Below are 25,056 nucleotides of genomic sequence, written 5' to 3'. Positions count from 1 at the left end.
ACCCGCGCAGGCCGGTTCGGCTTCAGCCCGGTGCGGTCGTCCGCGCCGGGCTTTTCTGTGCCGGTGCGTCCCCGGACCCGGCCGCGGGGGCGGGGCGCAGGATCGCCCCGTATCCGTCCTGCGCGTCGCCGACGAAGCGGATGCCCGCCCCTTCGAGCACCGTGCGGATCGCCGCGAGGGTCCGGCTGCGGGGCTGGACCTGCTCGCTCTCGATCATGTTCAGGGTGACGACGGAGACCGCGGCGCGGCTCGCGAGAACCCCTTGCGTCCACTTGAGAAGTCCGCGGCCGGCGCGGATCTGGGCGGCAGTGATCATGGGCCGGAGATCGCCCGAACTGAAAGAATTTTCAAGTTTCCGGTTGACGCAGGCCGAGCGCGACCGTATCCACCGCGCCATCGGCCTGCCGGGCCGGTGATCTGAAGTGACCGTACGCTCCTCGTATCCGCGGCCCGCGCGCCGCGGCGGAAGAGTCCGGTTCCCTTCGCAACGGTCGCCGCTGGCAGCCGATCGCAGTTCACCGGCGCGGGCCGGAGACGCTCGGTTATCCCTGTCACGGATCCCCCCGAGCCTCATCGACACGCCCGCGTCACCCGAAGCCCCGTTCGGACGGAGCATGGCATGAAACAGCACGACGGCATCGACGTCGCGGCGTTCGCCCGTCCCGGGCTGATGCGACCGTTACGGTCGTATCGCGGGGCTCTCGGCCCGAGAGGCTGAGCGCGTCTCGAGGACCCTGCGGGCCGGCAGGGGACGGTTATCATCGGTAGAGCGCCGCGGGCTTGTCCCGCGGAGGTTGCGGGTTCGATCCCCGTCGGGGGCCGCGAGGTCGCCGGAGCTCATGCCCGTCCCCGACACCACGACCGCAGGGCCCCGCGAGACGACCGGGGCGCCGACCGTGCGCGGATCCCGGCCGACGATGCGGGCCGGAGAGGAACGGTTATCTTCACCGAAGGGAGGTCGCGGGTTCGAATCCCGCCGGGCCGCGAGGCCCGTAGCTCAGCCCGGATAGAGCGCCCGGACACCGTTCCTCACGCCACGCCCGCATCGCCCGGACGCGGGCCGGAAGACGAAGGTTATCGGGATCCGAGGGGTGCGGGTGCGAGTCCCGCCGGGCCGTCAGGCCCGTAGCTCAAGCAGAGCATCGGATAAGCCCTTCGTCGCCGCCACGCCCGCGCCCGGCCGGACGGAACCCCGCCACCGACCACACGAGAGACCGGCCGCGCGCGAGCGGCGGTGGACGACGCGCCGCGGCCGCGTCCCCGCCCGACCGCGCGCGCCGGGACGCGCCACCGGCCGGCGATCGGCCGCGATGGAGAGAGGAGAGACCGAGAGGAGCCCGCCATGACGAAGCTCGCACAGATGTTCCGGCTCCGCGCCACCCCGCAGACGGAGCCGATCCCCGGCACGGTGCCGAACGCCGCCGGCGGCCACGCCTTCGCGGTCGGCGACTGGGCGCGGCTCGACCGCTTCCTGGTGCTCGGCTCCGAGGGCGGCTCGTACTACGCGAGCCCGCGCGCCCTGACCGCCGCGAACGCGGCGGCGGTGCAGCAGTGCATCGCGCGGGACGGCGCCCGCGCGGTCGCCGCCATCGTGGCGGTGAGCGAGGGCGGCCGGGCTCCGAAGCCGGATCCGGCGATCTTCGCCCTGGCGCTGGCCGCCGCGTCGGCGGACCTCGCGACCCGGCGCGCGGCGCTCGCGGCCCTGCCTCGGGTCTGCCGCACCGGCACGCACCTGTTCCAGTTCGCCGCCTCCGTCGAGGCGATGCGCGGCTGGGGCCGGGGTCTGCGCCGGGCGGTCGGTGACTGGTACTGCGCCAAGCCCGTGGAGGCCCTGGCCTTCCAGGCGGTGAAGTACCGGACCCGCCAGGGCTGGTCGCACCGCGACCTCCTGCGGCTGGCCCATCCGGAGACGGAGGAGCCCGCCCGGAAGGCGCTGTTCGACTGGATCTGCCGCGGCACCGTGACCGAGGCCGCTCCCGGGATCGTCCACGCCTTCGCGCGGGTGCAGGCGGAGGGCCTCGACGGGGCGGTGGCCGCCGCCCTGGTGCGCTCGCACGGCCTGCCGTGGGAGGCGCTGCCGACCGGGCTGATGGGCAGCCGCGCGGTGAACGAGGCCCTGATCGAGCGGATGCCGGTCGGCGCCCTCGTGCGCCAGCTCGGCCGCCTGACGGCCGCGGGGGTGCTGGCGCCCTTCTCGGAGGGCACCGAGCACGTCCGGGCGGTCCTGTCGGACCGGGAGCGGATCCTCCGGGCGCGCCTGCACCCGATGGCGCTGCTGCTGGCCCTCAAGACCTACGCCTCCGGGCACGGTCAGCGGGGCAAGCTCGCCTGGGAGCCGGTGGCGGCGATCGTCGAGGCGCTGAACGCCGCGTTCTACACGGCGTTCGGCGCGGTCGAGCCCACGGGCCGGCGCCTCGTGCTCGCGCTCGACGTCTCGGGCTCGATGGGCGCCAGCACGGTCGCGGGCTCGACGCTCACGGCCCGGGAGGCGGCCGCCGCGATGGCGCTCGTCACCGCGGCGACCGAGGAGCACTGGCAGGTGCTGGGCTTCACCGCCGAGGCCGGCCGGGCCTGGAGCCAGGGGGCCGCGCTGACGCCGCTGCCGATCGGACCGTCGACGCGGCTCGATCAGGCGGTGCGGGCGACCGCCGACCTGCCGTTCGGCGCCACCGACTGCTCCCTGCCGATGCGCTGGGCGCTGGAGCGGGGCGTCAAGGCCGACGCGTTCGTGGTCTACACGGACTCGGAGACCTGGGCGGGGCCGGTCCACCCGGTCCAGGCGCTGCGGGCGTACCGGGAGAAGACCGGGATCCCGGCGAAGCTGGTGGTCGTGGGGCTGGTCTCCAACGGCTTCAGCATCGCCGACCCGGAGGATCCCGGCATGCTCGACGTGGTCGGCTTCGACACCACGGCTCCGGCCGTGATCGCGGATTTCATCCGCGCGTGAGACAGGGGCGGGCGGCTCTTCCGGGCTGCCCGCCCTATTGCTGCGGGACGCCCGGCATCCCGTCCGCGAAGGGGCCGCCGCCGGCGCTGAACAGCTTGCGCAGGAAGCCCGGGGCGATCGCCGAGAGCGGGTTCACGCTCACGTCCGGCGAGGCGAGCTTGCCGGAGACGCGGAAATTGACCGCGAACAGGCCCTCGTTGTGGCCGCCGCCCAGCAGCGGCCCGAGCAGCGGCAGCTGCGAGGCCACGTTGTTCAGGCCGTAGAGCGGCACGAAGGTGCCGGTCATGTCGGTGCGCTCGCGGCCGGTATCGAGCCAGCCCGACAGGGTGAAGCCCATGGCGGCGTTCGAGATCGCCGCGTCGGTGAAGTCGACGCGGGTGCCGGTGCGCACGAAGTTGGCGCGCATGCGGTCGAAGGTGACGTCGCCCGCGCCCCGGCCCGGGGCGACCCGGCGGCCGCGGGCCGTCTCCGCCTCGGACGGCTCCGGGCCCTGCGCCATGATGCTCGACAGCGCGGGCTCGTTGCGCAGGATGAAGTCGCGGATCTGCACGACGCCGGATTGCGGGCCGTCGTTGAGGCCGATCCCGGCCGTGAGCCGGCCGCCATACATCCGCCGGTACACGTCGACGAACCGCAGCGTCGCGCCGGCATCGGCCGATTCCACCGACAGGGTCGGCACGCCGCGCTCGCCGCGGGTCACCGTGGCGGCGAAGGGCGCCGCGCGGAAGCGCCCGGTGATGTTGGCGGCCCGCAGGGTCTTCCCGTGCAGGGAGAGCTTCAGGTTGGCGCCGGTCAGCGCCTCCTCGTTGAAGCCGGTGACGATGGGCACCTGGATGTCGGCGTCGATATCCTTGGGATTCGCGTCCCGCGCCTCACGGCCGCCCTTGGGATCGGGGGCGCCCAGCGATTTCAGGAACGGCCGGGCATCGGCCACCGCGCCCCGGACCACGACCTTGTAGCCGCCGCCGGTCCGGTCGAGGCTCACGCGCAGGTCGTCGCCGGGGGAGAGCTTGACGCTGCTCAGGTCCGCCCGCTCCAGGCCGCCCTCCTGGGTGATCGAGACGGTGCCGCGGGCGCTCGCCGGGGCCGCATCGAGGGCGAAGTCGCGCAGGTCGAAGGTCTGGCCGCTGTCGACCAGGGTGAAGGTGAGCCGTCCCGGCTTGCCCGGGGGCTTGGTCAGCCCCGGGACCAGCCCGTCGATCCCGGCCTTCGCCAGGTCCGCCTCGACCCGGATCGGCGGCTTGCCGGATCCCGGCCGGCCGATCTGCACCACCGCGCGGACCGGGATGGTGCCGGTGAGCTGCGGCGCGGTCGGCAGGCCCTTGCGGCCGCGGACCGCCTCGTCGAGCGACACGTTGACCACCGCCTCGCCGGGCTGCCCGACCTTCGGCTGGCGCAGGTCGACCGACATGGGCGCGCCCGCGACCCGGCCGTCGCCCTTCAGCGTGAAGGCGCCCCGGTCGTAGACGAGGTTGAACCGGCCCGACTCGAGCCGGTCCCGGCCCATCACCTTGTCGACCGAGAGGTCGGCCAGCGAGCCGGTCAGCGTCACCGGCAGGTCCGGCAGGTCGGGGATGTGCTTGAGGTCGAGGGGGAAGTCGACGCGCAGGTCGGCGCTGCCCTTGATCGTCGCGGGGTCGAGGTCGACGCTCATCACGCTCTTGAACAGCTTGGCCTGGAGCACGGAGGCCATGCCGTCGGCGCCGCCGGAGAGCCGCATCCCGATCTGGGCCACGACCCGGTCCGGGGTGATCTGCGGGATGACGAAGCTGCCGTCCGAGATGGCGAGCCCGCGCCCGTCCGGCCCGTGGACCTCGGCGGTCACGTTGCGCACCGTGGTCGAGCGCCCGGTGATCACGCCGACGACGTTGCCCTTGGTCACCGGCGGGGAATCGGCAGTGACGTCGATGGCCGCGTCCGAGACGTGGAAGTCGATGTGGACCGCGTCGTCCGGGGCGGGGTCGCCCCGGGTGGCCGCCGCCAGGACCGCCCCGGACATCTTCACCTTGATGTCGACGGAATCGACCCGGCCGCGCCGGAGCTGGTCCACCAGGTAGGTGCGGGCCGGCGGCGCGATGTGCTCCGGCCAGAGCCGCAGCCCGGTACGGACCTCGCCGTTGTGGCCGGCGAGGTGCAGGGTCAGGCCGCCGTCGTCGGCGGTCGTGCCGATCGTCCCGGTGATGGCGCCCTTCACGCCGGGCCCCGACAGGGTCAGCGCGTCGATGGAGATCCCGCCGTCGCGGCCGGAGAGCTGCGCGTCCAGGGCGTCGATCTTCACCGGCGCGTCCTGCGGGGTCGCCCCGCGTAAGGTGGCGTCGCGGCTCGCCAGCGTCGCGGTCCAGCTTGTGCTCGCGCCCGCGGGGCTGCCCGTCCACGTCCCCGCGAGGTGCACGGCGTTGCCGGCCCCGCGATAGTCCAGGCCGGTCAGCGACATCACGCGGTTGGCCTCGTCCCAGTCCAGGGAGGCGTCGAGGCTCTCGACCGTGACCGGGTTGAAGTCCTTCTCCTCGATCAGGAACGTGCCGTCGCCGGTGTGGAGCTTGGCGTTCATGGTCCGGATGCGGCCGGCCGTCAGGCTCACGTCGGCGCGGGCCGAGACCTTCAGGTCCGTGGTCAGCGGCAGGCCGGACTGGCCCGAGAGCAGCAGGAGATCCGTGACCGGCAGGTCGTCGAGGGTGATGACGCCCGAGCGCTCCTGCCCGTCCGCGCCGTCGCGCAGCGTGCCGCCGAAGCGCCACTCGCCGTGCGGCCCGTCGAGCCGCAATTCGAAGTTCCGGGTGCCGTTGACCGGGTCGCGCCCGAACAGGCCGTTGACCCGCGCGAAGACCGCGCGCTCGCGGCCGTCCTCGTCGATCAGCCGCAGCCGCGCGTCGGTGACGCGCGCGCGGTCGAGGGCGCCGACCACGCCGCCCGGATCGAGGACGACCCCGAAGATCGACGCGATCGCGGCCGAGAGCGGCGAGACGGTGCCGCGCACCCCGTCCACGCTCGGCGGCGTGTGCGGCGCGACGTCGACCGGGTGGTTGGCCTCCGAGGCCGCGAAGGCGATGGAGCCGTCCCGGTGCAGCAGCGCGGTGGTCTGCGTCTCGCGGAACTCGATCGAGCGCGGCTGCAGGTTGAGCCGCAGGAGCCCCCAGGGGTCGAGGCTGACGAGCGCCAGGGGGGCGCGCACCACGAGGTCGCCCTGCGGGTTGCGGATGTCGAGGCCGGAGAAGCGCAGGCTGAGCGCGTTCTCGCGGTCGAGCTCGAGGCTGCTGCCGCGCAGCCCGATGCTCCAGCCGGGCCCGATCCGCTCGGCCACGGCGGCGGCGACGCGGCGCGACAGGCCGTCGATCTGGAGCGGCCCGTTCGACAGGCGCAGGGCCACGAGGCCGACACCGGCGCCGACGAGCAGCACCAGCGCGAGGGCGCTCACGAGGCAGACGCCGCCGACGCGTCGCGCCTTCCCCCGAGGCCTGCATGCCGGCGTTGTCTCGTCCGCCATCGGGACCTTTGTTCCGGGGTCTCTGCGCGCGGCGCCCTCGGGCTCCGCGGCCGGTGGATCGAAGCGCGCCCGCGCTTTACAGCGGCCGCGACTCCGGGCTTGGCTCGGACGTGCGCGGTGCCATCGCTCGAGCCCGCGCACGAGATCGGTTGCACATCATCAATCGGCCGAAAGGAAGGCACGATGCCGCTGTCAGAGGGGGATCCCGCCCCCGATTTCGACCTTCCCGCCTCGGGCGGAGGGCGCGTCGGACTGTCCGCGCTCCGCGGTCACAAAGTCGTGCTCTACTTCTACCCGAAGGACGACACGAGCGGATGCACGCTGGAGGCGCAGGACTTCAACGGCCTGCTGCCGGCCTTCGCGGAAGCGGACGCCAAGGTCGTCGGCCTGTCGCCGGACCCGGTGAAGAGCCACGACAAGTTCTGCGGCAAGTACGGGCTGACCTTCCCGCTCGCCGCCGACGAGGACAAGACCGTGCTCGAGGCCTACGGCGTCTGGGTCGAGAAGAGCATGTACGGGCGCAAGTACATGGGCGTGGAGCGCACCACCGTGCTGGTCGACCGGGAGGGGCGCGTCGCCAGGATCTGGCCGAAGGTGAAGGTGCCCGGCCACGCCGAGGCCGTCCTGGCGGCCGCGCGCGCCCTGCCCTGACGTCCCCTTGACGTCCCCTTGACGCCCGGCGCGCGACGGATCCTTAACCCTACTGAGGCCTGAATGGCGGCTCCTCCGGTGCCGTCCCGATGCAGCTTCCGAAGTTCCCCGCGCGTCTCAGGCCGCACCGGCCAGCTCCCTGGCTCGCCGCCGGCCTCGCCCTGGCGGTGGCCTGGGCGCTCGGGGCCTCCTGCCTGATCGTGTTCCACGACGACGTGCTCGCCCGGTTCGTGGCCCGGCAGGCCGCCCTGCGCGACGCCTACGAGGCGCGCATCGGCGAGCTCCAGGACCGCCTCGACCGCGACCGGAGCGACCGGGCGGGAAGCGAGTCGGGGCTGGCCGACCGGGTCGCGGCCGCCCTGGAGCGCCAGGCCGAGCTGGAGCGGCGCACGGCCGCCCTCGCCGACCTGGAGCGGCAGGCCCTGCCCGAGCCGTCCACGACCGGCGCCCTGCCCGGGCGGCCCGGCGCTGCGCCCGGTGGGAGCTACGACGATCTCTTCCTGCGTCCGACTGAGGGTGCGGCTCCGGCGCCGCGCTCCGCCCGCGATCCCCTGCCCCGCCGCGGCGCGCGCGAGGCCGAGACCGGCCTGATCCGGCTGGAGGCCCGGCTCGACGGCCTGCAGGCGGCCCAGGGCGAGCGCCTCGCCGGGCTGGCCGCCCGGGCCGGGGACGCGGTGCGGCGGCTGCGCGGGCTGATAGGCCGCACCGGTCTCGACCCCGACCGCCTCGATCCCGACCGCACCGGCGCGGCCGCGCCGGCCGCCGGGCTGGGCGGACCGTTCGTGCCCCTCGACGGCCGCGCCCTGGACGGCACCGGCTTCGCGGAGGGCCTCGCCCTGGCCCGGCGCGCGCTCGACGACGGAGAGCGCCTGCGCCGGCTCGCCGCCACCCTGCCCCTGGCACGCCCGATCCGGGGAGGCGCGACCGTGTCGAGCCCGTTCGGCACGCGCCTCGACCCCTTCACCCGCGGCCTCGCCCTCCATACCGGGCTGGACCTGAAGGCGGAGTACGGCGAGCCCGCCCGCGCCACCGCGCCGGGCCGGGTGATCGCCGCCGAGGCCGCGGGCGGCTACGGCAACATGGTCGAGATCGACCACGGCCACGGCGTCACCACGCGGTTCGGCCACCTCGCCCGCATCGCGGTCCGCCCCGGGCAGCGCGTGGCCGCGGGCGATGCGGTCGGCGCCGTCGGCTCGACGGGGCGCTCCACCGGGGCGCATCTCCACTACGAGACCCGCATCGACGGCGAGCCGGTGGATCCGCAGCGCTTCCTGGAGGCCGGCGCCACCGTCGCGGCGGCCGGGCTCGGCGCCGACTGAGTCCGTCGCTGCGCCGGTCGCCCTGTGCCGGCCTCCGAGTCCCCGAGGGAGGCCGGCCTGGCATCGGCCGTGACGCCCGCGCGGGGATGGCCTTCCGGGCCGGGCCTGTTGCGGGCGGCCGGCCCGGTGCTACGATCCGGCCGAGGTGGGGATCGGCGATGGCTCTGGCCGCGAAGCGCGACGCGCGGATGGATGTGTCCGAGTTCAGGCTCTGGGTGGAGGGCCGGCCCGCGCACGAGCGCTGGGAGCTGCTCGACGGCGAGCCCGTGCTCATGGCGCCGCCGCGGGAGCGGCATCAGCGAATCGTCATGAACCTGGCGGGACGACTCGACGCCCTGGCGGAGCCGCGAGGTTGCCGCGCCATGCCGGGTCTGGCGATTCTCAGCGCCGCGATGGACGATTTCGCTCCGATCCCCGACGTGGTGGTGCGGTGCGGGCCGCCGCTGCCGGAGGGCTACGCCGCCGACCCGCTCCTCGTCGCCGAGGTGCTCTCGCCCTCGACGATGAGTCTCGACCGCGGCCGGAAGATCGACTTCTACCGGACCGTGCCGAGCCTCGCGGTCCTGCTGATCGTCTATTCCGACGAGGCGCGGGTCGAGGTCTGGCGGCGCGCGGGCGACGACTGGAGCGTCGCGGCCCTCGGGCTCGACGGTACCGTGTCGCTGCCGGAGCTCGACGGCGCCGTGCCGGTGCGCGACCTCTACCGCGGTCTCGCCTTCTGAGCGGCCGCACCCCACCTGATCGAACGGCGAAGCATCAAGGCACCGACTTGCCCCATTTCGAAGATTTCTACGCGGCCAAGCTGCGCGGCTCCCTCGGCGTGACCGACGCCGAGTCGGTGCTCGACCTGCGCGGCACCAACCGGGCGACCGCCGAGGCCTCGCTCAAGGACATGCTGGAGCGCAGCCGCTTCGCCAAGGGCAAGACCGTGGCGATCCGGCTCGATCCGCCCCCGGAGGGCGGCGGCGAGACCCTGTTCCAGCCGGCCGGGCGCCTGCTCCTCGACGCGAAGCGCCGCGGCCTGATCGAGCGCCTGCAGACCCTGCCGGCCCAGGACGGGCTCGGCTTCTACGTGGCGCTCACCGGCCGCGCCGACCGGACGCCCATGTAGGGCGGCCACGGAGGTTGTGCCGGCAACGGATCGGGTGCGCGCCGCCGGGCGTTGAACGCTCCCGCTCCACAGGATGCCGCCCGTGCCCGACACCCGATTCCCCGAAGCCGGGTCCCGCCGATGAGGACCCTTCCCGGCGGCCGCAACGCGATCGAGCGCATCGCCCGCTTCGGCTACGGCGCCCGCGGCGTGGTCTACATCGTGGTCGGCGCCCTGGCCCTGCTGGCGGCCCTGGGGCATGGCGGCCGGGCCGGCGACAGCAAGGACGCGCTCCGCGCCGTCATGGCCGGGCCGTTCGGCGCGGCCGTCGTCGGCCTGATCGCCCTCGGCCTCGCCGGCTTCGCCCTCTGGCGCCTCGTCGAGGGCATCACCGATGCCGACCGGCGGGGCACCTCCGCCAAGGGCCTCGCGGTGCGCGGTGCCCACCTGATCAGCGCCGGGCTCTACCTCGGTCTCGCCGCCAGCGCGGCCTCGCTCAGCCTCGGCCTGGGCATGAGCGGCGGCGACGGCGTGCATGACGGGACTGCGTGGCTCCTGAGCAAGCCCTTCGGCCGCTGGCTCGTGGCCCTCGTCGGCCTCGCGGTCGTCGGCGGCGGGTTCGGCTTCCTCGGCAAGGCGTGGCGCGGGGACGTCACCGACCGGCTCGCCCTCGACGCCCGGGCCCGGGACCGCTGGGCCGGCCCGATCGGCCGCTTCGGCTACGCGGCGCGGGGCCTCGCCTTCCTGATCATCGGCGGGTTCCTCGTGGCCGCCGCGTGGCACCAGCGCTCCTCGGATGCCAAGGGTCTGGCCGAGGCCTTCGCGCTGCTGCGCGCACAACCCTACGGCTGGATCCTCCTCGGGCTCGTGGCGGCCGGCCACGCCGCCTTCGGGGCCTTCGGGCTGATCCAGGCCCGCTACCGGCACATCGACGCCCCCGACATCGACCGGGTGGACGACGCGGCCGGTGCGGCGGCCCGGGCGCTGGGGTGAGGCCGGCGCCGCCTCCGGCCCCGGCTCCGGCCCTGGGCGGGCCGCGTTGACAGGGCCGGTGCCGCGGCGGATACCCCCGGCATCCCATCCGGCTCCCGATGCAGCAGCGCCTCTACAAGACCGCGGTGATGGTGACCCACGACCTCGCGGCGACCGCTGCCGCCGTGGTGCTCACCTTCCTGTTCCGCTTCCAGGGCGGCATGCTGGCCGAGCGTCTGCACGCCCTGCCCCTGCTGCTGCCGCCGTTCCTCGTCCTCGCCGGCCTCGTCTACGGCCGCTTCCGGCTCTACCGGACCAAGTGGCGCTTCGCCTCGCTGCAGGACCTCGCCGGCATCGTCCGGGCGGCCAGCGTCCTGGCCCTGGCGCTCCTGGTGATCGACTGGGTGCTGGTCTCGTCCGACCTCTACGGCTTCTACTTCTTCGGCAAGATCGCGATCCTGCTCTACTGGGTGCTGCAGATCTTCTTCCTGGGCGGCACGCGCCTGGCGTTCCGCTACCTCAAGGACACCCGCTCCCGGCAGTCGAGCGCGCGGGCCGCCACCGTCCCGACCCTGCTCCTCGGGCGCGGCGCCGACATGGACGTGCTGATCCGGGCGATCGAGGCGGGCTCGGTGCGCAAGCTCGCGCCGCGGGGCATCCTGTCGCCCCGGGCGGACGAGCGCGGGCAGTTCATGCGCGGCGTGCCGGTGCTCGGCGGCTTCCCGGATCTCGAGCGCGTGGTCGCCGACCTCGCCGCCCGCGGCGAGCCGGTGCGGCGGCTCGTGGCCGCTCCGAGCGCCCTCGTGCCGGAGGCGGCGCCGGACGACCTGATCGCCCGCGCCCGGCGCCTCGGCCTGCCCCTCGCCAGGGTCGTCGGCCTCGGCGAGGGCGTGCAGGGTCCGGAACTGGCGCCGCTGGAGATCGAGGACCTGCTGCTGCGGCCGACCGTCGCCATCGACCGGCCGCGTCTGGAGGCGTTCCTCGCCGGCCGCCGGGTCGTGGTGACCGGCGGCGGCGGGTCGATCGGCTCGGAGATCTGCCTGCGGGCCGTGGCCTTCGGGGCCGCCGCCGTGCTGGTGCTCGAATCCTCCGAGCCGGCGCTCCACGGCATCCTCAGCCACCCCGCGATCCTGGCCGCCGAGACCGCCGTGACGGGGGTGCTGGCCGATATCCGCGACCGGGAGCGGACGCACGCGGTGATCGCGGCGTTCCGGCCCGACTACGTGCTCCACGCCGCCGCGCTGAAGCAGGTGCCCTACCTGGAGCGGGACTGGCAGGAGGGCATCAAGACCAACGTGTTCGGCTCGATCAACGTCGCCGAGGCGGCGGTGGCGGCGGGCGCGCGGGCGCTCGTGATGATCTCCACCGACAAGGCGATCGAGCCGGTCTCGCAGCTCGGCGTCACCAAGCGTTTCGCCGAGATGGTCGCCCAGGCCCTCGACGCCGCGCAGTCGGCGCGGCCGGACCACCCGACCCGGCTGATCGCCGTGCGCTTCGGCAACGTGCTGGGCTCCGTGGGCTCCGTGGTGCCGGTGTTCAAGGCGCAGATCGCCCGGGGCGGCCCGGTCACCGTCACCCACCCGGACATGGTCCGCTACTTCATGACCGTGCGCGAGGCCTGCGACCTCGTGCTGACGGCCGCCTCCCACGCCGACGGCGAGGCCCGGGCGGGCGCGGAGCGCGCCGCGGTCTACGTGCTCAAGATGGGGCAGCCGGTGCGGATCGCCGACCTCGCCGAGCGGATGATCCGGCTGGCCGGCTTCGAGCCCGGCACCGAGATCGAGATCGCCTATACCGGCGCCCGGCCCGGCGAGCGGCTCAACGAGATCCTGTTCGCCCGCGAGGAGCCCCGGATCGCCCTGCCGGGCATCGACGGGGTGATGGCGGCGCGGCCGGTCTTCGCCGACCGGGACAGGCTCGACGCCTGGGTGGCGCGGCTGCGCGACGCCGTGGCGGCCGGCGACCGGGCGGCCGCTGAGGCCGTGTTCGAGGCGGCCATCCCGCATTTCCGCGAGCGCGCCGTCCTCCGCCCCGGGCCGCCCCAGGACGCCGCGGAGCCGGCCGCGGAGCCGGTCGGCGATCCGCCGCGCGCCGACGCCGCGCCCGTCGCGCTCGGCTGATCCGGGCGACCTCGGAAGCGCGTCCCGGGACCGCTCCGATCCTCACACCGTGGCGATCGGCGTCGTCGGCGAGCCGACGGCGCCGGGCAGACGCAGCGGCGGGGCGGTGAGCAGGAAGCGGCTGCGGCCGCGGGCCCGCAGCCAGTCGGCCAGCGGCGTCAGGTGCCACAACTCGCCGAGATTGACCCCGAGCTTGAACAGGCAGTGCTCGTGGAGCGGCAGCGTCGCGCAGCAGGCGGGGCCGGGGCCGGCCGGGTAGGCCTCGACCGCGTAGTTGTCGGCGATCAGCGCGCAGAGCCCGGTGCGGGTGATCCAGTCGAGGAGGCGCGGGTCGCGCCCGTCGAGGCCGGCGCAGAGGGTGTGGACGAGCTTCGGGTCCGGGTGGCCGCCCATGGCGATCAGCCGCTCGGCGAAGCCCGTGTGCAGGCAGACCATGTCGCCCGGCTCCACCACGACGCCGTCGGCCTCCAGGATCCGGGCGAGCTCGTCGTAGCCGACGCGTGTCCTGGCGTCGCCGAGATGGGCGCGCAGGTCGATCATCACGGCGCGGCCCTGCATGCCGGTCTCGGCGAGGCGCTCGATCCCGAGGCGCTTCGCCCGGGACGGCTCATCCGCCGCCTCCGGCGCGCTCGGCCCGACGATGTCGCGGCCGCCGCGGAACCCGTTGTAGAAGGTCGGTGCGGCGCCCGCCCCGTCCGCGTCGAACAGCGAGCCGACATGGGCGAGCGAGTCCCACTGCGTCGAGTATTGCAGGTGGATCAGCGCGCGGTCGTCGCAGATCACGTCGGTGGCGCCGTCGACCTCCTCGCAGACCGGGAAGTTCATGTTCGGCCGGCCGTTGGCGCGGCGCGTCGGGGTGATCTGCGGCGGGTGGCGGCGCGGGTTCAGGACGTTGCCGCCCGGCAGGTCCAGCGGCAGGCTGAGGCAGAAGGTGACCCCTTCGCGCACCTCGGCGACGCCCTGCAGCACCTTCTCGGGGGTGAGCAGGTTCAGCCGGCCCAACTCGTCGTCGGGGCCGAAATCCCCCCAGGTCGAGCCCTCGGGCCGCCGCGTCCAGCGCAGGGTCATGCCTGTGGTTCCCCTGCCCGTGCCGGCCGCGGAGCGGACCGCTTCCCGAGGCTCCGGGGCCGCGGTCCAGGGCGAACCCCGGCCGCGGCCGAGCGTGCGTTCCTCACCGGACCGTGCCCTTCTTCGAGGCCGCCGGGCCCGCGCTTCGCAGGGCCGCGGCGAGCCTAGGATGCGGCGGCGCGCGGCGATACCCCGGGCGGAAAACGACTCGGTGCAAACGTCACCGGCCGGTCCCGACCGGCCTCTTGTGATCCGTCGGAGCGCGGGTACAGTCCGGGCCAAGCCCGCGAATATAAAATTCGGGCACTGGGATGAGGGAACGCCGATGTCCGAGACCGTGCGCGCCGCCGCCCGGGTTGCCCCGATTCGGCGCACGCTGCCCGCGCTGATCGCCGCGGGGCTGGTCGCCGCCGGGCCCGTCCGGGCCGCGGACCCGATCAAGATCGGGGTGATCGCCGAGGCGCAGTCGGTGGCCGGGGCCTCGATCCCGCAGGCCGTCCAGCTCGCCGCCGACGAGATCAATGCCAAGGGCGGCGTCGACGGGCGCCAGATCCAGGTCGTGACCTACGACGACAAGTCCTCCGCCTCCGACGCGGTCCGCGCCTTCCAGCGGGCGGTCTCCGAGGACAAGGTCAACCTCGTCATCGCCAGCTACATCTCCGAGGTCGTGCTGGCGCTGATGCCCTGGGCGGCCCGGCTCAAGACGCCGATGATCACGCCCGGCGCGGCCTCGAACGAGATCAGCGTCGCGGTCCACAAGGACTACGCGCGCAACAAGTACACCTTCCACGGCTACCTGACCTCGCACGCCCTGGCGCAGGCGGTGTGCGACTCGGCCAAGGAGGTGCTGGTCGAGAAGCTCAAGGCCAAGACCGCCGCGATCATGAGCGAGGACGCGGCCTGGACCCGCCCGCTCGACGCCGCCTACCAGGAATGCCTGCCGAAATCCGGGCTGAAGGTGGTCGAGCACGTCCGCTTCTCCCCGGACACGGGCGACTTCACGCCGATCTACAACAAGATCGAGGCGGCCAAGCCCGACCTGATCGTCACCGGCATCGCCCATGTCGGCGTGCAGCCGACCGTGCAGTGGCAGAACCAGCAGGTGCCGATCGCCATGACGGGGATCAGCGGCCAGGCGACCTCCTCGACCTTCTGGGCCAACACCAACGGCGGCACGCAGGGCGTGCTGTTCGACAGCGTGGCGGTGCCGGGCGTGGCGCTCACCGAGAAGACGATCCCGTTCGCCGAGGCCTTCACCAAGCGCTTCGGCGGCGCGCCGTCCTACGCGGGCTACATGGCGTACGACGCCACGCATTACGCGGCGGAGGCGGTCAAGCGGGCAGGCTCCACGGAGGCCGACAAGCTCGTCGACGCCCTAGAGAAGACCGACTACGTCGGCACCGTCGGGCGCCTGAAATTCTACGGCAAGGACGAGCCGTTCACGCACTCGATCCAGTACGGGCCCGGCCTGATGACCAGCGTCCTCGGGCAGTGGCAGAACGGCAAGCAGGTGGCGATCTGGCCGGCCACCACCGCCAACGGGACCATGATCCTGCCCCCTGCGGTGAAGGCGGCGGGACGGTAACCGGGCGGGGAGAGCGCGATGATCGGCCTCCAGATCCTCGTCGACGGTTTCGCGATCTCGTCCCTCTACGCGCTCGGCGCGATGGGCTTCACCCTGATCTTCGGGGTCTCGGGCGTCCTCAACCTGACCCACGGCGCCCTGATGGTCATGGCCGCGGTGGCGGCCTGGGCGGCCTCGGCGCTGTTCGGGCTCGGCTCCTACGCGGGCGCGGTGATCGGCATCCTGTGCGGGCTCGCGGGCGCGCTGGTCACCTACTTCGCGGTGGTCGCGCCGATCGAGCGCAGCCGGGCCATCCCGCGGGAGGAGAAGGAGATCTTCGTGCTCACGGGGACGCTGCTCTGGGGCATCATGATCCAGGAGCTGGTAGCCTACTTCTTCACCGATAACCCGAAGACCGTGCTGCCGATCGTCGAGGGCGTCTTCGAGATCGCCGGGGTGCGGACGCCGAGGAACCAGGTCTTCACCGCGGTGATCTGCTGGGTGGTGATCGGCCTGCTCTGGCTGTTCGTGAACCGGGCGCGGGCCGGCAAGGTCCTGCTCGCCGCCTCCATGAACCCGCGGGGCGTCACGCTGCTCGGCCACGACATGGGCAAGATCTACGTGGCGGTCTGGGCGATCTACGGCCTGCTCGCCGGCACCGCCGGGGTGCTGCTCGGGATGTTCCTCGGGGTGTCGTCGTACTCGGTGGGGCCGCTCACCGCGAGCGCCTTCTCGATCGTGGTGCTGGGGGGCCTCGGGAGCGTCACCGGCTCGCTGATCGCCGCCTACGTGGTGGGCTACCTCGAGACCGCCACCGCCTACCTGATCTCGCCGGCCTACCGGGTGATCCCGGCGCTGCTCCTGCTGGTCGCCGTCATGTACCTGCGCCCGCAAGGTCTGCTGGGGCGGCGGTGATGGTTCTTCTTGCACCCCGGGTGTCCAGCCCGCGCCCTCATCCTGAGGTGCGGCGAAGCCGCCTCGAAGGAGCCCTCCAGCCGGCCGCGCGATCCCTGGAGGCCTCCTTCGAGGCCCCTGGCGCGGCACCTCAGGATGAGGGGCGTGGGTGGGAAAGGCCTCTGCGCCGAACGAGCCGGATCGCTGCCGTGTGCGAGGCCAATCCATGAAGCTCCTCACCACCCCCGGCTTCTGGATCGCGGTCCTCGCCGTCCTGGCCGCCGCCACCCTGCCCTGGTGGGTCTCCGGCTACATCCTCGGCCTCCTGACCATCGCCTACTATTTCGGCGTGTTCTCCATGGCCTGGGACCTGCTCTTCGGCTTCGCCGGCGAGGTAAATTTCGGACCGACCTTCCTGATCGGCCTCGGGGCCTACGGCGCCGGCATCCTCAACAACCGCTACGAATTGCCGATCCCCTACTGCCTCGCGGCCGGGACCGTGCTCGCCGTGGTCGGCGGCCTCGCCCTGGCGCTGCCGGCGCTGAAGGTCCGCGGCCCCTATTTCGGCCTGATCACCCTGGTGGCGGTGCTGCTCCTGCAGAACATGATCGTGGTCTTCTCCGGCCTCACCGGCGGCGAGATCGGCCTGACCGTGCCCGACGTCATCTCGATCGACGCCGACACCAATTACTGGCTGGCGCTCGGCTTCATGGCGGTCTCCGGCCTGATCCTGACCGCCATCGCGCGCTCGCCCGCCGGGCTGATCCTCCAGGCCGCCGGCCAGGACCCGGTGGTGACCGGGGCGCTCGGCTTCAACGTCGCCAAGCACAAGCTCGCCGCCTTCGCGGTCAGCGCCGCCTTCTCGGGCCTCGCGGGCGGGCTGGTGGTCTTCTACATGGGCACCGCCTCGGTCGGCACGCTGATCAACACGTCGGTGGGCGTGCAGGTGATCATCGCGGCGGTGCTCGGCGGACGGCGCACCATCGTGGGCGCGGCGCTCGGCGCCGTGTTCCTGATCGCGGCGGGCGAGCTGCTGCGGCCGCTCGGCGGGCTCTCGACCTTCGTGGTCTCGGCGGTGGCGCTCCTCGTGATCCTGTTCGTGCCCTCGGGGCTGCTCGGCCTCGGATCGCTCCGGAGAGCCCGATGACCGTCGCCGTCGCGCCCCCGCCGGCCGTGTCGCCCGTCATGGCCGAGCCCTGCCTCACCGTGCGCGGCCTGACCAAGCGCTACGGCGGCCTCGTCGCTGTCAAGAACATCGACCTCGACCTGCGCCCGGGCGAGATCCTCGGGCTGATCGGCCCCAACGGCTCGGGCAAGTCCACCGTGATGAAGCTGATCATGGGGCTGGAGCGGCCGAGCGCCGGCTCGATCCGCCTCGACGGCACGGAGATCGGCGGCATGCCGGCCCACCGGGTCGCCCGCTCCGGGATCGGCCTCGTGTTCCAGCACGCGCGGCCGCTCCAGCGGCAGACCGTGCTGGAGAACATCAGCCTCGCGCTCCTGCCCGACAGCCTGATCCGGCTGGCGGCCGACCCCCACGTGGCGCGACGCGCGAGAGAAATCGCCGAGCGCGTCGGCCTCGGCGCGGTCGTCGACCGGCGCCCCGGCACCCTGCCCTTCGCGGATCTCCGCCGGCTGGAGCTCGCCAAGGCCATCGCCCGCGACCCCCGGGTGGTGCTGGTCGACGAGCCGTTCGCGGGCCTGACCGGCGGCGAGGTCGCGGCCTTCTCCGAGCTGATCCGCGGCTTCCGCGACGAGGGCAAGGCCGTGCTCCTCGTCGACCACAACGTGAAGAGCGTCGCGGCCATCGTCGACCGGGTCTTCGCCATGTATCTCGGCGAGCGCATCGCCGAGGGCTCTGCCGAGTCCGTGATGGCCGACCCGACCGTGCGCCGGGTCTATCTCGGCGGCAGCATCGAGACGGCGGCCCGGCCCGAGGCGGCGTTCAAGCCCGACTCGCTGCTCACCGTCGAGGGCGTCGACGTGCTCTACGGCAAGGCGCAGGCCCTGCGCGCCGCCTCGATCCACGTCCACGAGGGTGAGTTCGTCTCGGTGGTCGGCCTGAACGGCGCCGGCAAGACCACGCTGTTCAACGCCATCTCGGGACTCGTGCCGCACACGGGCACGATCCGGTTCGACGGCCGGGACCTCTCCCGGATGAAGCCTGCCGCCATCGCCCGGGCCGGCATCGTCCAGGTGCCCGAGACCCGGGAGCTGTTCGGCGACCTCAGCGTGCGCGAGAATCTCGACCTCGGCGGCCAGCATTTCCCGAAGGCCGAGAGCGCCAGGCAGCGCGACTGGCTCTACGAGCTGTTCCCGATCCTCAAGGACCGCGAGACGCAGAGCGCCCGCACCCTCTCGGGCGGCGAGCAGCAGATGCTGACCATCGCCCGGGCGCTGATGATGCGCCCGCGCCTCCTGATCCTCGACGAGCCGACGCTCGGCCTCGCCCCGGTGATCCTGGAGCTGCTGTCGAAGGCGCTGGAGAAGCTGCGGCAGACCACGCCGATCACGGTCCTGCTCGGTGAGCAGAACGTCACCTTCGCGCTCCCCCACGCCGACCGGGTCTACGTGCTGGAACAGGCGCGGATCGTCTGGGAGGGACCGCCGCAGCGCTTCGCCAGCGAGATGGGATCGGCCTATCTGTGAGCGGCGGCGTGATGTGGGTCGATCGAGCGCCACGTTCGATTCGGGTCGGAGCGCGGGTCCCCTCTCCCGTGCGGGAGAGGGACAGGGTGAGGGATCAGGTCTGTCCAGAGAGGGCTCGACCTGACTGCGCGACAAGGGCGGGCTCGATCCTGTGGCTTCTCGTCCCTCACCCCAACCCTCTCCCGCACGGGAGAGGGGGCGCGTCGCGCCGTGGGTGAAGGCAATGGGAAGGCGGGCAGCCCGCGCACGCAAGCTCGGTGCGCTCGCCCGGCAGAGAAACCCTAGGGAGCGGACACCGTGGACTTCACCCTCTCCCAATCCCAGACCCACTGGCTGACCCGCGTGCGCGCCTTCATCGCCGACGCGATCCTGCCGGCCGCCGCCGCGGTGTCGGCCGAGCGCGCCGCGAGCCGCGAACCCTCCCCCACGATGGAGCGGCTGAAGGAGAAGGCCCGTGCCGAGGGCCTGTGGAACCTGTTCCTGCCGCCCTCCGCCGAGCACGACACCGACGCCTATCGCGGCGCCGGCCTGACCAACCTCGACTACGCCCTCTGCGCCGAAGAGATGGGCCGGGTCGGGATCGCCTCGGAGGTGTTCAACTGCGCGGCGCCCGACACCGGCAACATGGAGGTGCTGCACCGCTACGGCACCGCGGCCCAGAAGGACCGGTGGCTGAAGCCCCTGATGGCGGGTGAGATCCGCTCGGCCTTCCTGATGACCGAGCCGGAGGTCGCCTCCTCGGACGCCACCAACATCAGCACGTCGATCCGCCGCGACGGCGACCACTACGTCGTCGACGGCCGCAAATGGTGGTCGACCGGCGTCGGCGACCCGCGCTGCAAGATCGCGATCCTGATGGGCAAGACCGACCCGGAGGCCCCCCGCCACCGGCAGCAATCGCAGATCCTCGTTCCCATGGACACGCCCGGGGTCCGGGTGGAGCGCCTGCTCCCGGTCTTCGGCTACGAGGACGCGCCCAAGGGACACGGCGAGGTGGTGCTGGAGAATGTCCGCGTGCCGGCCGGGAACCTGATCCTCGGCGAGGGGCGCGGCTTCGAGATCGCGCAGGGGCGCCTGGGTCCGGGCCGCATCCACCACTGCATGCGCACCATCGGGGCCGCCGAGGTCGCGCTGGAGGCCATGGCGCGGCGCCTCGTCTCCCGGGTCGCCTTCGGCAAGCGGATCAGCGAGCAGTCGGTCTGGGAGCAGCGGGTCGCGGAGGCGCGGATCAACATCGAGATGACCCGCCTCCTCTGCCTGAAGGCGGCCGATATGATGGACAAGGTCGGCAACAAGGGCGCCAAGCTCGAGATCGCCATGATCAAGGTCGCGGCGCCGCGGGTGGCGCTCAAGGTGATCGACGACGCCATCCAGGCCCATGGCGGGGCCGGCGTCTCGGAGGATTTCGGGCTCGCCAGGATGTACGCCCATATCCGCACCCTGCGGCTCGCCGACGGGCCGGACGAGGTCCACAATCGCTCGATCGCCCGGCTCGAATTCGGGCGCTACACCAACAGAAGCGAGGCGGAGCGCGCATGAGCGACGCCGACATCTTCTCCGGCGTGAAGCCGATCGAGCCGCGCCACCGGATCGACGAGGCGCGGCTCGCCGCCTGGATGGAAGCGCATGTGCGCGGCTACGCCGGACCGCTCACCGTGCAGCAGTTCCGCGGCGGCCAGTCGAACCCGACCTACCGGCTCGACACGCCGGCCCAGGCCTACGTGCTGCGGCGCAAGCCCTTCGGCCCGCTCCTGCCCTCGGCCCACGCGGTGGAGCGCGAGTTCCGGGTGATCGGCGCCCTCTACGGCGAGGGGTTCCCGGTGCCGCGCCCCTTCGCGCTGTGCGAGGATCCCGACATCATCGGCGCGGCCTTCTACGTGATGGAGGCGGTGGACGGCGCCGTGCACTGGGACGGGGCGTTGCCCGGCCTCGATCCCCACGCCCGCCACCGGCACTATGCCGGCATGATCGCGACGCTCGCCCGGCTCCACGCCATCGACCCGGAGGCGGCGGGGCTCTCCGATTACGGCCGGTCCGGCAACTACTTCGCCCGGCAGGTCGACCGCTGGACCCGCCAGTACCGCGCCGCCGAGGACGGGCGCCTGGAGGATGTCGAGCGGCTGATCGCGTGGCTGCCCAGGACCGTGCCGGAGCAGCAGGGCGCCTGCGTGGTCCACGGCGACTATCGCCTCGACAACCTGATCTTCTCCCGCGACGGCGGCGTCAGCGCGGTGCTCGACTGGGAATTGTCGACGCTCGGCGATCCGCTGGCCGATTTCAGCTACCTGCTGATGCAGTGGGCATTGCCGGCCGACGGGCGCAGCGGCCTCGGCGGGCTCGACCTGCCGGCTCTGGGTATCCCCACCCGGGACGAGGCCGTGGCGCTCTACTGCCGGGCGGCCGATCGGACAAACCTGCCCGACCTCGACTGGTACTTCGCCTACAACCTGTTCCGGCTGGTCGGCATCCTCCAGGGCGTGGCGGCCCGCGCCAAGGCCGGCAATGCCGCGAGCGAGCACGCCGCCGCCATGGCGGCGCGGGTGCCGAAACTCGCCGAAGCGGCCTGGCGCTTCGCCGAGCGGGCGGGGGCGTGAGCATGGAGCTCACCGGCCGCGTCGTCGCCGTCACCGGGGCCGCGAGGGGCATCGGCCGGGCGCTCGCGGTCGCGGCCAGGGCCCGGGGCGCGACGGTCGTGGCCCTCGACCGGGACGGGGAAGGGGCGGAGGCCGTGGCGGCGGAACTCGGCGGACGGGCCTTCGCGCTCGACGTCGGCGACGCCGAAGCGGTCAGTGCGATCCTGGCGCGCATCGAGGCCGGGACCGGGCCGATCGCGCTCTACTGTTCCAACGCGGGCATCCTGGAGCGCGACCCCGATCCGGATCTGGCCACCTCCGCCGACCCGGAGAGCTGGGCGCGCGCCTTCGCGGTGAACGTGATGGGTCACGTCCACGCCGCGCGGGTGCTGGTCCCGCTCTGGCGCGCCCGCGGCGGCGGCGCGTTCCTCGGAACGGTCTCGGCGGCCGGGCTCTTGAGCCAGATCGGCAGCGCCACCTACGGGGCGACCAAGCACGCGGCACTCGCCTTCCTGGAGCATCTCGCGATCGCCCACGCCGAGGACGGGATCCGGGTCGCCGCCCTGTGCCCGCAGGGCGTCGACACCGCCATGCTGGGGGAAGCCAGCGCCGCGTCGCGCGACGGCGTGCTGGCGCCGGAGGCCGTGGCCGAGGCCGCGTTCGACGGGCTGGCGGCGGGGCGTTTCCTGATCCTACCGCATCCGCAGGTGGCCGAGTACGCCCGCCGCCGGGCCGAGGACCCCGAGCGCTGGCTCGCCGGCATGGCGCGCCTGCGCCGCTCGCTGCGGGACGGGACGTGACGATGGGCGGCGTCCGGCGACATTGTCGGCGGCCGGATGGGGCGCGGGTCCCCTCTCCCGCACGGGAGAGGGGGCGCGTCGCGACCTTCCTATCCTGTGGAACGAGGATCGAAGTCGTTCGCCGCTTCATCCAGCGCGGAGGCGAGCCATGTCGCTGTTCGACCTGACCGGCAAGACCGCCCTCATCACCGGCTCGTCGCGGGGCATCGGACGGGCGATCGCCCTGCGGATGGCCGAGCACGGCGCCCGGGTGGTGATCTCGTCGCGCAAGCGCGAGGCCTGCGAGGCGGTCGTGGCCGAGATCGAGGCCGCGCACGGCGCCGGCCGGGCGGTGGCGATTCCGGCCAGCATCTCGGTGAAGGAGGAACTGGAAACCCTGGTCGCCGAGACCGAGAGCCGGCTCGGCCCGGTCGACGTGCTGGTCTGCAACGCCGCCAGCAATCCCTATTACGGGCCGCTCGCCGGCATCTCCGACGCGCAGTTCCGAAAAATCCTCGAGAACAACGTCCTGTCGAACCACTGGCTGATCCAGATGGTAGCCCCCGGCATGGTGGCGCGGCGGGACGGCGCGATCGTGATCGTCTCCTCGATCGGGGCGCTCAAGGGCTCGCCGGTGATCGGCGCCTACAACGTCTCGAAAGCCGCCGACCTCCAGCTCGCCCGCAACTACGCGGTGGAGTACGGCCCGGCCAACGTCCGGGTGAACTGCCTGTGCCCAGGGCTGATCCGCACCGATTTCGCCCGGGCCCTGTGGGAGGATCCCGAGATGCTGGCCGCTACCACGGACGCCGCGCCCCTGCGCCGGATCGGCGAGCCCGACGAGATCGCCGGCGCGGCCGTGTTCCTGGCCTCGGCGGCCGGCCGGTTCGTGACCGGCCAGGCGCTCGTGATCGACGGCGGCGTGACCATCGCCCGATGAGCCCCGATCCCCGCATCCCCGCCGGCTGGCCGGCCCTGCCCTTCCGCGAGGCCGAGGTGCGGCTCACCGCCTCAGGTGGGCCCTTCGCCATCGCCACGGTGCCGATCCGGGGTGTGCCGACCCGGATCTGGGAGAAGGCACCGCCGACGCTGGGCGACCTGTTCCGGATCGCGCGCGGCCACGGGGACAAGACCTTCGTGGTCTACCAGGACGAGCGCGTGACCTTCACGGACTTCGCCCGCGCCGCCTCCGCCCTGGCGCGGGCTCTGGTCGAGGCCGGCGTGCGCAAGGGCGACCGGGTCGCCATCGCGCAGCGCAACCTGCCCGAATGGCCGGTGAGCTATTTCGGCGCGCTGCTCGCCGGCGCCATCGCCACGCCGCTCAACGCGTGGTGGACCGGGCCCGAACTCGCCTACGGCCTGCAGCATTCGGGCGCGCGGGTGCTGATCGCCGACGGCGAGCGCTTCGACCGGATCGCCCCGCACCTGCGCGAATGCCCGGCCCTGGAGCGGGTCCTCACCACTCGGACCGCGCCGGACCCCCGGGCGACGCCCCTCGCCGACATCGTCGGCCGGGTCCACGACTGGGGCGCCCTGCCCGACTTGCCCCCGCCCGAGATCGCCCTCGACCCGGAGGACGACGCGACGCTGTTCTACACCTCCGGCACCACCGGCAAGCCCAAGGGGGCGGTCGGCACCCACCGGGCGGCCGCCACCACGGTGATGGCCTACCCCTACTCGGCGGCGCGCAGCGCCCTGCGCCGGGGCGAGACGCCGCCGAAGCCCGACCCGGCCGCGCCGCAGCGGGCGGCGCTGCTGGTAATCCCGCTGTTCCACGTCACCGGCTGCCACGCGAGCCTGGGGGCGGCCCTCTACGGCGGCCACCGGCTGGTGATGATGCACCGCTGGGACGCCGCCGCGGCCCTCGACCTGATCGAGCGGGAGGGCTGCACCAGCGCGGGCGGCGTGCCGACCATCGCGTGGCAGCTCGCCAACGCGGCCCGGGAGGCCGGCCGGCCGCTGCCGACCCTCGAGGGCGTCACCTACGGCGGCGCCCCGGCCGCCGGCGACCTCGTGCGGGCGCTGGGCGAGGCCCTGCCGCGGGTCGTCCCGGGCACCGGCTGGGGCATGACCGAGACCTCGGCGACCTTCACCCACCACCAGGGCGAGGATTACCTCGCCCACCCGGAATCCTGCGGACCGCCCCTGCCGGTCTGCGAGGTGCGGATCCTCGATCCCCTCGGGCAGGATCTGCCGGCGGGCAGCGTCGGCGAGCTGTGCGTGAAGGGCCCGAACGTGGTCCGCGGCTACTGGGACGACCCGGCCGCCACCGCGGAGGTTCTCTCCGAGGGCTGGCTGCGCACCGGCGACCTCGCCCGCGCCGACGAGGAGGGCTTCCTGACCATCGTCGACCGGATCAAGGACATGCTGATCCGCGGCGGCGAGAACATCTACTGCTGCGAGGTCGAGAACGCCCTCTACGCGCACCCGGACGTGATCGACGCCGTGGTGCTGCCGGTGCCCCACCCGACGCTGGGCGAGGAGCCGGGCGCCATCGTGGTGCTGGCCGAGGGCGCCGAGACCGACCCGGAGGCGATCCGCGCCTTCGCGGCCGAGCGGCTCGCGGCGTTCAAGGTGCCGGTGCGGATCGAGATCTGGGACGGGCTCCTGCCCCGCAATCCCGCCGGGAAGATCCTGCGGGCGCCCCTGCGGGCGGTGTTCGCGGCGGGCTCAGCTCAGAACGGCTCGCCCTCGTCGTCCGGGCGATAGACGCGCAGGGTCCGGCCATCGGGGAACTGCACCGTCCGGCGGTGGACCACGACGTAGCCGGCGGCCTGGGCGCTGCTCAGGCGGTCGAGGCGGTCGTCGGTGTAGCCCTGGGTGTAGCCCTGGGCGTAACCCGGCTCGTAGCCGTAGCCCGGCCCGTAATTGTAGGCCCGGTAGCGGGCGTAGCCCTCCGGGGGCGGCGGCGCGGCGGCGACGGCCTGCGGGGCGGCCCGGACGGAC

The 25,056-nt window shown here is 73.4% G+C and carries 19 protein-coding genes, 2 tRNA genes and 1 pseudogene; 18 read left to right on the top strand and 4 right to left on the bottom strand.

What is annotated here, in order from left to right; genetic code table 11:
• Positions 1-22 precede the first annotated feature (22 nt).
• Positions 23-316, bottom strand: coding sequence for a helix-turn-helix domain-containing protein (locus ACLBYG_RS30395; RefSeq protein ID WP_447683936.1), 294 nt, complete (start codon positions 314-316; stop codon positions 23-25).
• Between the two features lie 603 nt (positions 317-919).
• Here ACLBYG_RS30395 and ACLBYG_RS30390 point away from each other — a divergent pair.
• The 3 genes from ACLBYG_RS30390 (at position 920) to ACLBYG_RS30380 (ending at position 2,947) form a co-directional block, all read left to right on the top strand.
• Positions 920-986: transfer RNA gene (locus ACLBYG_RS30390), tRNA-OTHER, on the top strand.
• Positions 987-1,118: transfer RNA gene (locus ACLBYG_RS30385), tRNA-OTHER, on the top strand.
• A 224-nt stretch (positions 1,119-1,342) separates the two neighbouring features.
• Complete coding sequence (locus ACLBYG_RS30380; RefSeq protein WP_447683935.1) at positions 1,343-2,947, top strand: TROVE domain-containing protein; 1,605 nt, start codon at positions 1,343-1,345, stop codon at positions 2,945-2,947.
• Between the two features lie 34 nt (positions 2,948-2,981).
• Here the strand turns inward: ACLBYG_RS30380 and ACLBYG_RS30375 are convergent, their stop codons facing one another.
• The gene (locus tag ACLBYG_RS30375) at positions 2,982-6,431 is read right to left on the bottom strand and encodes a hypothetical protein (protein ID WP_447683934.1); all 3,450 of its coding nucleotides are present in this window, start codon (positions 6,429-6,431) and stop codon (positions 2,982-2,984) included.
• A 183-nt stretch (positions 6,432-6,614) separates the two neighbouring features.
• Between ACLBYG_RS30375 and ACLBYG_RS30370 the strand changes: the two genes are divergently transcribed.
• The 6 genes from ACLBYG_RS30370 to ACLBYG_RS30345 all read left to right on the top strand — a co-directional run bounded on the left by ACLBYG_RS30370 (position 6,615) and on the right by ACLBYG_RS30345 (position 12,583).
• Complete coding sequence (locus tag ACLBYG_RS30370) at positions 6,615-7,082, top strand: peroxiredoxin (RefSeq protein ID WP_012318789.1); 468 nt, start codon at positions 6,615-6,617, stop codon at positions 7,080-7,082.
• Between the two features lie 89 nt (positions 7,083-7,171).
• Positions 7,172-8,401, top strand: a complete 1,230-nt coding sequence (locus tag ACLBYG_RS30365; RefSeq protein ID WP_447683933.1) for a M23 family metallopeptidase — start codon at positions 7,172-7,174, stop codon at positions 8,399-8,401.
• 158 nt (positions 8,402-8,559) lie between these two features.
• Complete coding sequence (locus ACLBYG_RS30360; protein ID WP_441009920.1) at positions 8,560-9,123, top strand: Uma2 family endonuclease; 564 nt, start codon at positions 8,560-8,562, stop codon at positions 9,121-9,123.
• 47 nt (positions 9,124-9,170) lie between these two features.
• Positions 9,171-9,512: a hypothetical protein gene (locus ACLBYG_RS30355; RefSeq protein ID WP_020096438.1), complete on the top strand. Its 342-nt coding sequence runs from the start codon at positions 9,171-9,173 to the stop codon at positions 9,510-9,512.
• A 120-nt stretch (positions 9,513-9,632) separates the two neighbouring features.
• Entirely contained in the window at positions 9,633-10,484 is an 852-nt protein-coding gene (locus tag ACLBYG_RS30350) for a DUF1206 domain-containing protein (protein WP_091682461.1), read from the top strand.
• A gap of 98 nt (positions 10,485-10,582) precedes the next feature.
• The gene (locus ACLBYG_RS30345) at positions 10,583-12,583 is read left to right on the top strand and encodes an SDR family NAD(P)-dependent oxidoreductase (protein ID WP_447683932.1); all 2,001 of its coding nucleotides are present in this window, start codon (positions 10,583-10,585) and stop codon (positions 12,581-12,583) included.
• A gap of 42 nt (positions 12,584-12,625) precedes the next feature.
• Here the strand turns inward: ACLBYG_RS30345 and ACLBYG_RS30340 are convergent, their stop codons facing one another.
• Positions 12,626-13,651 (bottom strand): cyclase family protein, encoded by a 1,026-nt coding sequence (locus tag ACLBYG_RS30340; RefSeq protein ID WP_447683931.1) that lies wholly within the window; start codon positions 13,649-13,651, stop codon positions 12,626-12,628.
• Between the two features lie 325 nt (positions 13,652-13,976).
• Between ACLBYG_RS30340 and ACLBYG_RS30335 the strand changes: the two genes are divergently transcribed.
• From ACLBYG_RS30335 to ACLBYG_RS30295, 9 genes are all read left to right on the top strand, one after another.
• A complete protein-coding gene (locus ACLBYG_RS30335; RefSeq protein WP_091926034.1) occupies positions 13,977-15,236 on the top strand; it encodes an ABC transporter substrate-binding protein in 1,260 nt (419 codons plus the stop codon).
• Between the two features lie 18 nt (positions 15,237-15,254).
• Positions 15,255-16,130, top strand: a complete 876-nt coding sequence (locus ACLBYG_RS30330) for a branched-chain amino acid ABC transporter permease (RefSeq protein ID WP_020095281.1) — start codon at positions 15,255-15,257, stop codon at positions 16,128-16,130.
• Positions 16,131-16,335: 205 nt separating this feature from the next.
• Positions 16,336-17,256 carry a branched-chain amino acid ABC transporter permease gene (locus ACLBYG_RS30325; RefSeq protein WP_056524055.1) on the top strand — a complete coding sequence of 307 codons (921 nt, stop codon included), beginning with the start codon at positions 16,336-16,338 and terminating at the stop codon, positions 17,254-17,256.
• Positions 17,253-18,758 (top strand): ATP-binding cassette domain-containing protein, encoded by a 1,506-nt coding sequence (locus ACLBYG_RS30320; RefSeq protein WP_447683930.1) that lies wholly within the window; start codon positions 17,253-17,255, stop codon positions 18,756-18,758. Before ACLBYG_RS30325 ends, ACLBYG_RS30320 begins: the two co-directional genes overlap by 4 nt.
• A 297-nt stretch (positions 18,759-19,055) precedes the next feature.
• Positions 19,056-20,297 carry an acyl-CoA dehydrogenase family protein gene (locus ACLBYG_RS30315; protein ID WP_447683929.1) on the top strand — a complete coding sequence of 414 codons (1,242 nt, stop codon included), beginning with the start codon at positions 19,056-19,058 and terminating at the stop codon, positions 20,295-20,297.
• The gene (locus ACLBYG_RS30310) at positions 20,294-21,352 is read left to right on the top strand and encodes a phosphotransferase family protein (RefSeq protein ID WP_447683928.1); all 1,059 of its coding nucleotides are present in this window, start codon (positions 20,294-20,296) and stop codon (positions 21,350-21,352) included. Before ACLBYG_RS30315 ends, ACLBYG_RS30310 begins: the two co-directional genes overlap by 4 nt.
• Before the next feature lie 2 nt (positions 21,353-21,354).
• Complete coding sequence (locus ACLBYG_RS30305) at positions 21,355-22,131, top strand: SDR family NAD(P)-dependent oxidoreductase (protein ID WP_447683937.1); 777 nt, start codon at positions 21,355-21,357, stop codon at positions 22,129-22,131.
• Between the two features lie 148 nt (positions 22,132-22,279).
• Positions 22,280-23,050 (top strand): SDR family oxidoreductase, encoded by a 771-nt coding sequence (locus ACLBYG_RS30300; RefSeq protein WP_132367584.1) that lies wholly within the window; start codon positions 22,280-22,282, stop codon positions 23,048-23,050.
• Positions 23,047-24,819 carry a class I adenylate-forming enzyme family protein gene (locus tag ACLBYG_RS30295; protein ID WP_447683927.1) on the top strand — a complete coding sequence of 591 codons (1,773 nt, stop codon included), beginning with the start codon at positions 23,047-23,049 and terminating at the stop codon, positions 24,817-24,819. The genes ACLBYG_RS30300 and ACLBYG_RS30295 overlap by 4 nt, the downstream gene beginning before the upstream one ends.
• On the opposite strand, the pseudogene ACLBYG_RS30290 reads toward ACLBYG_RS30295, so the two are convergent.
• Positions 24,786-25,056: pseudogene (locus tag ACLBYG_RS30290) on the bottom strand (hypothetical protein); the annotation flags it as partial. The gene ACLBYG_RS30295 and the pseudogene ACLBYG_RS30290 overlap by 34 nt on opposite strands.

It is taken from the genome of Methylobacterium sp. D53M, assembly GCF_053345625.1.
The sequence above is the reverse complement of the archived record's forward strand: the minus strand, read 5'-3'. Positions and strand labels throughout refer to the sequence as shown.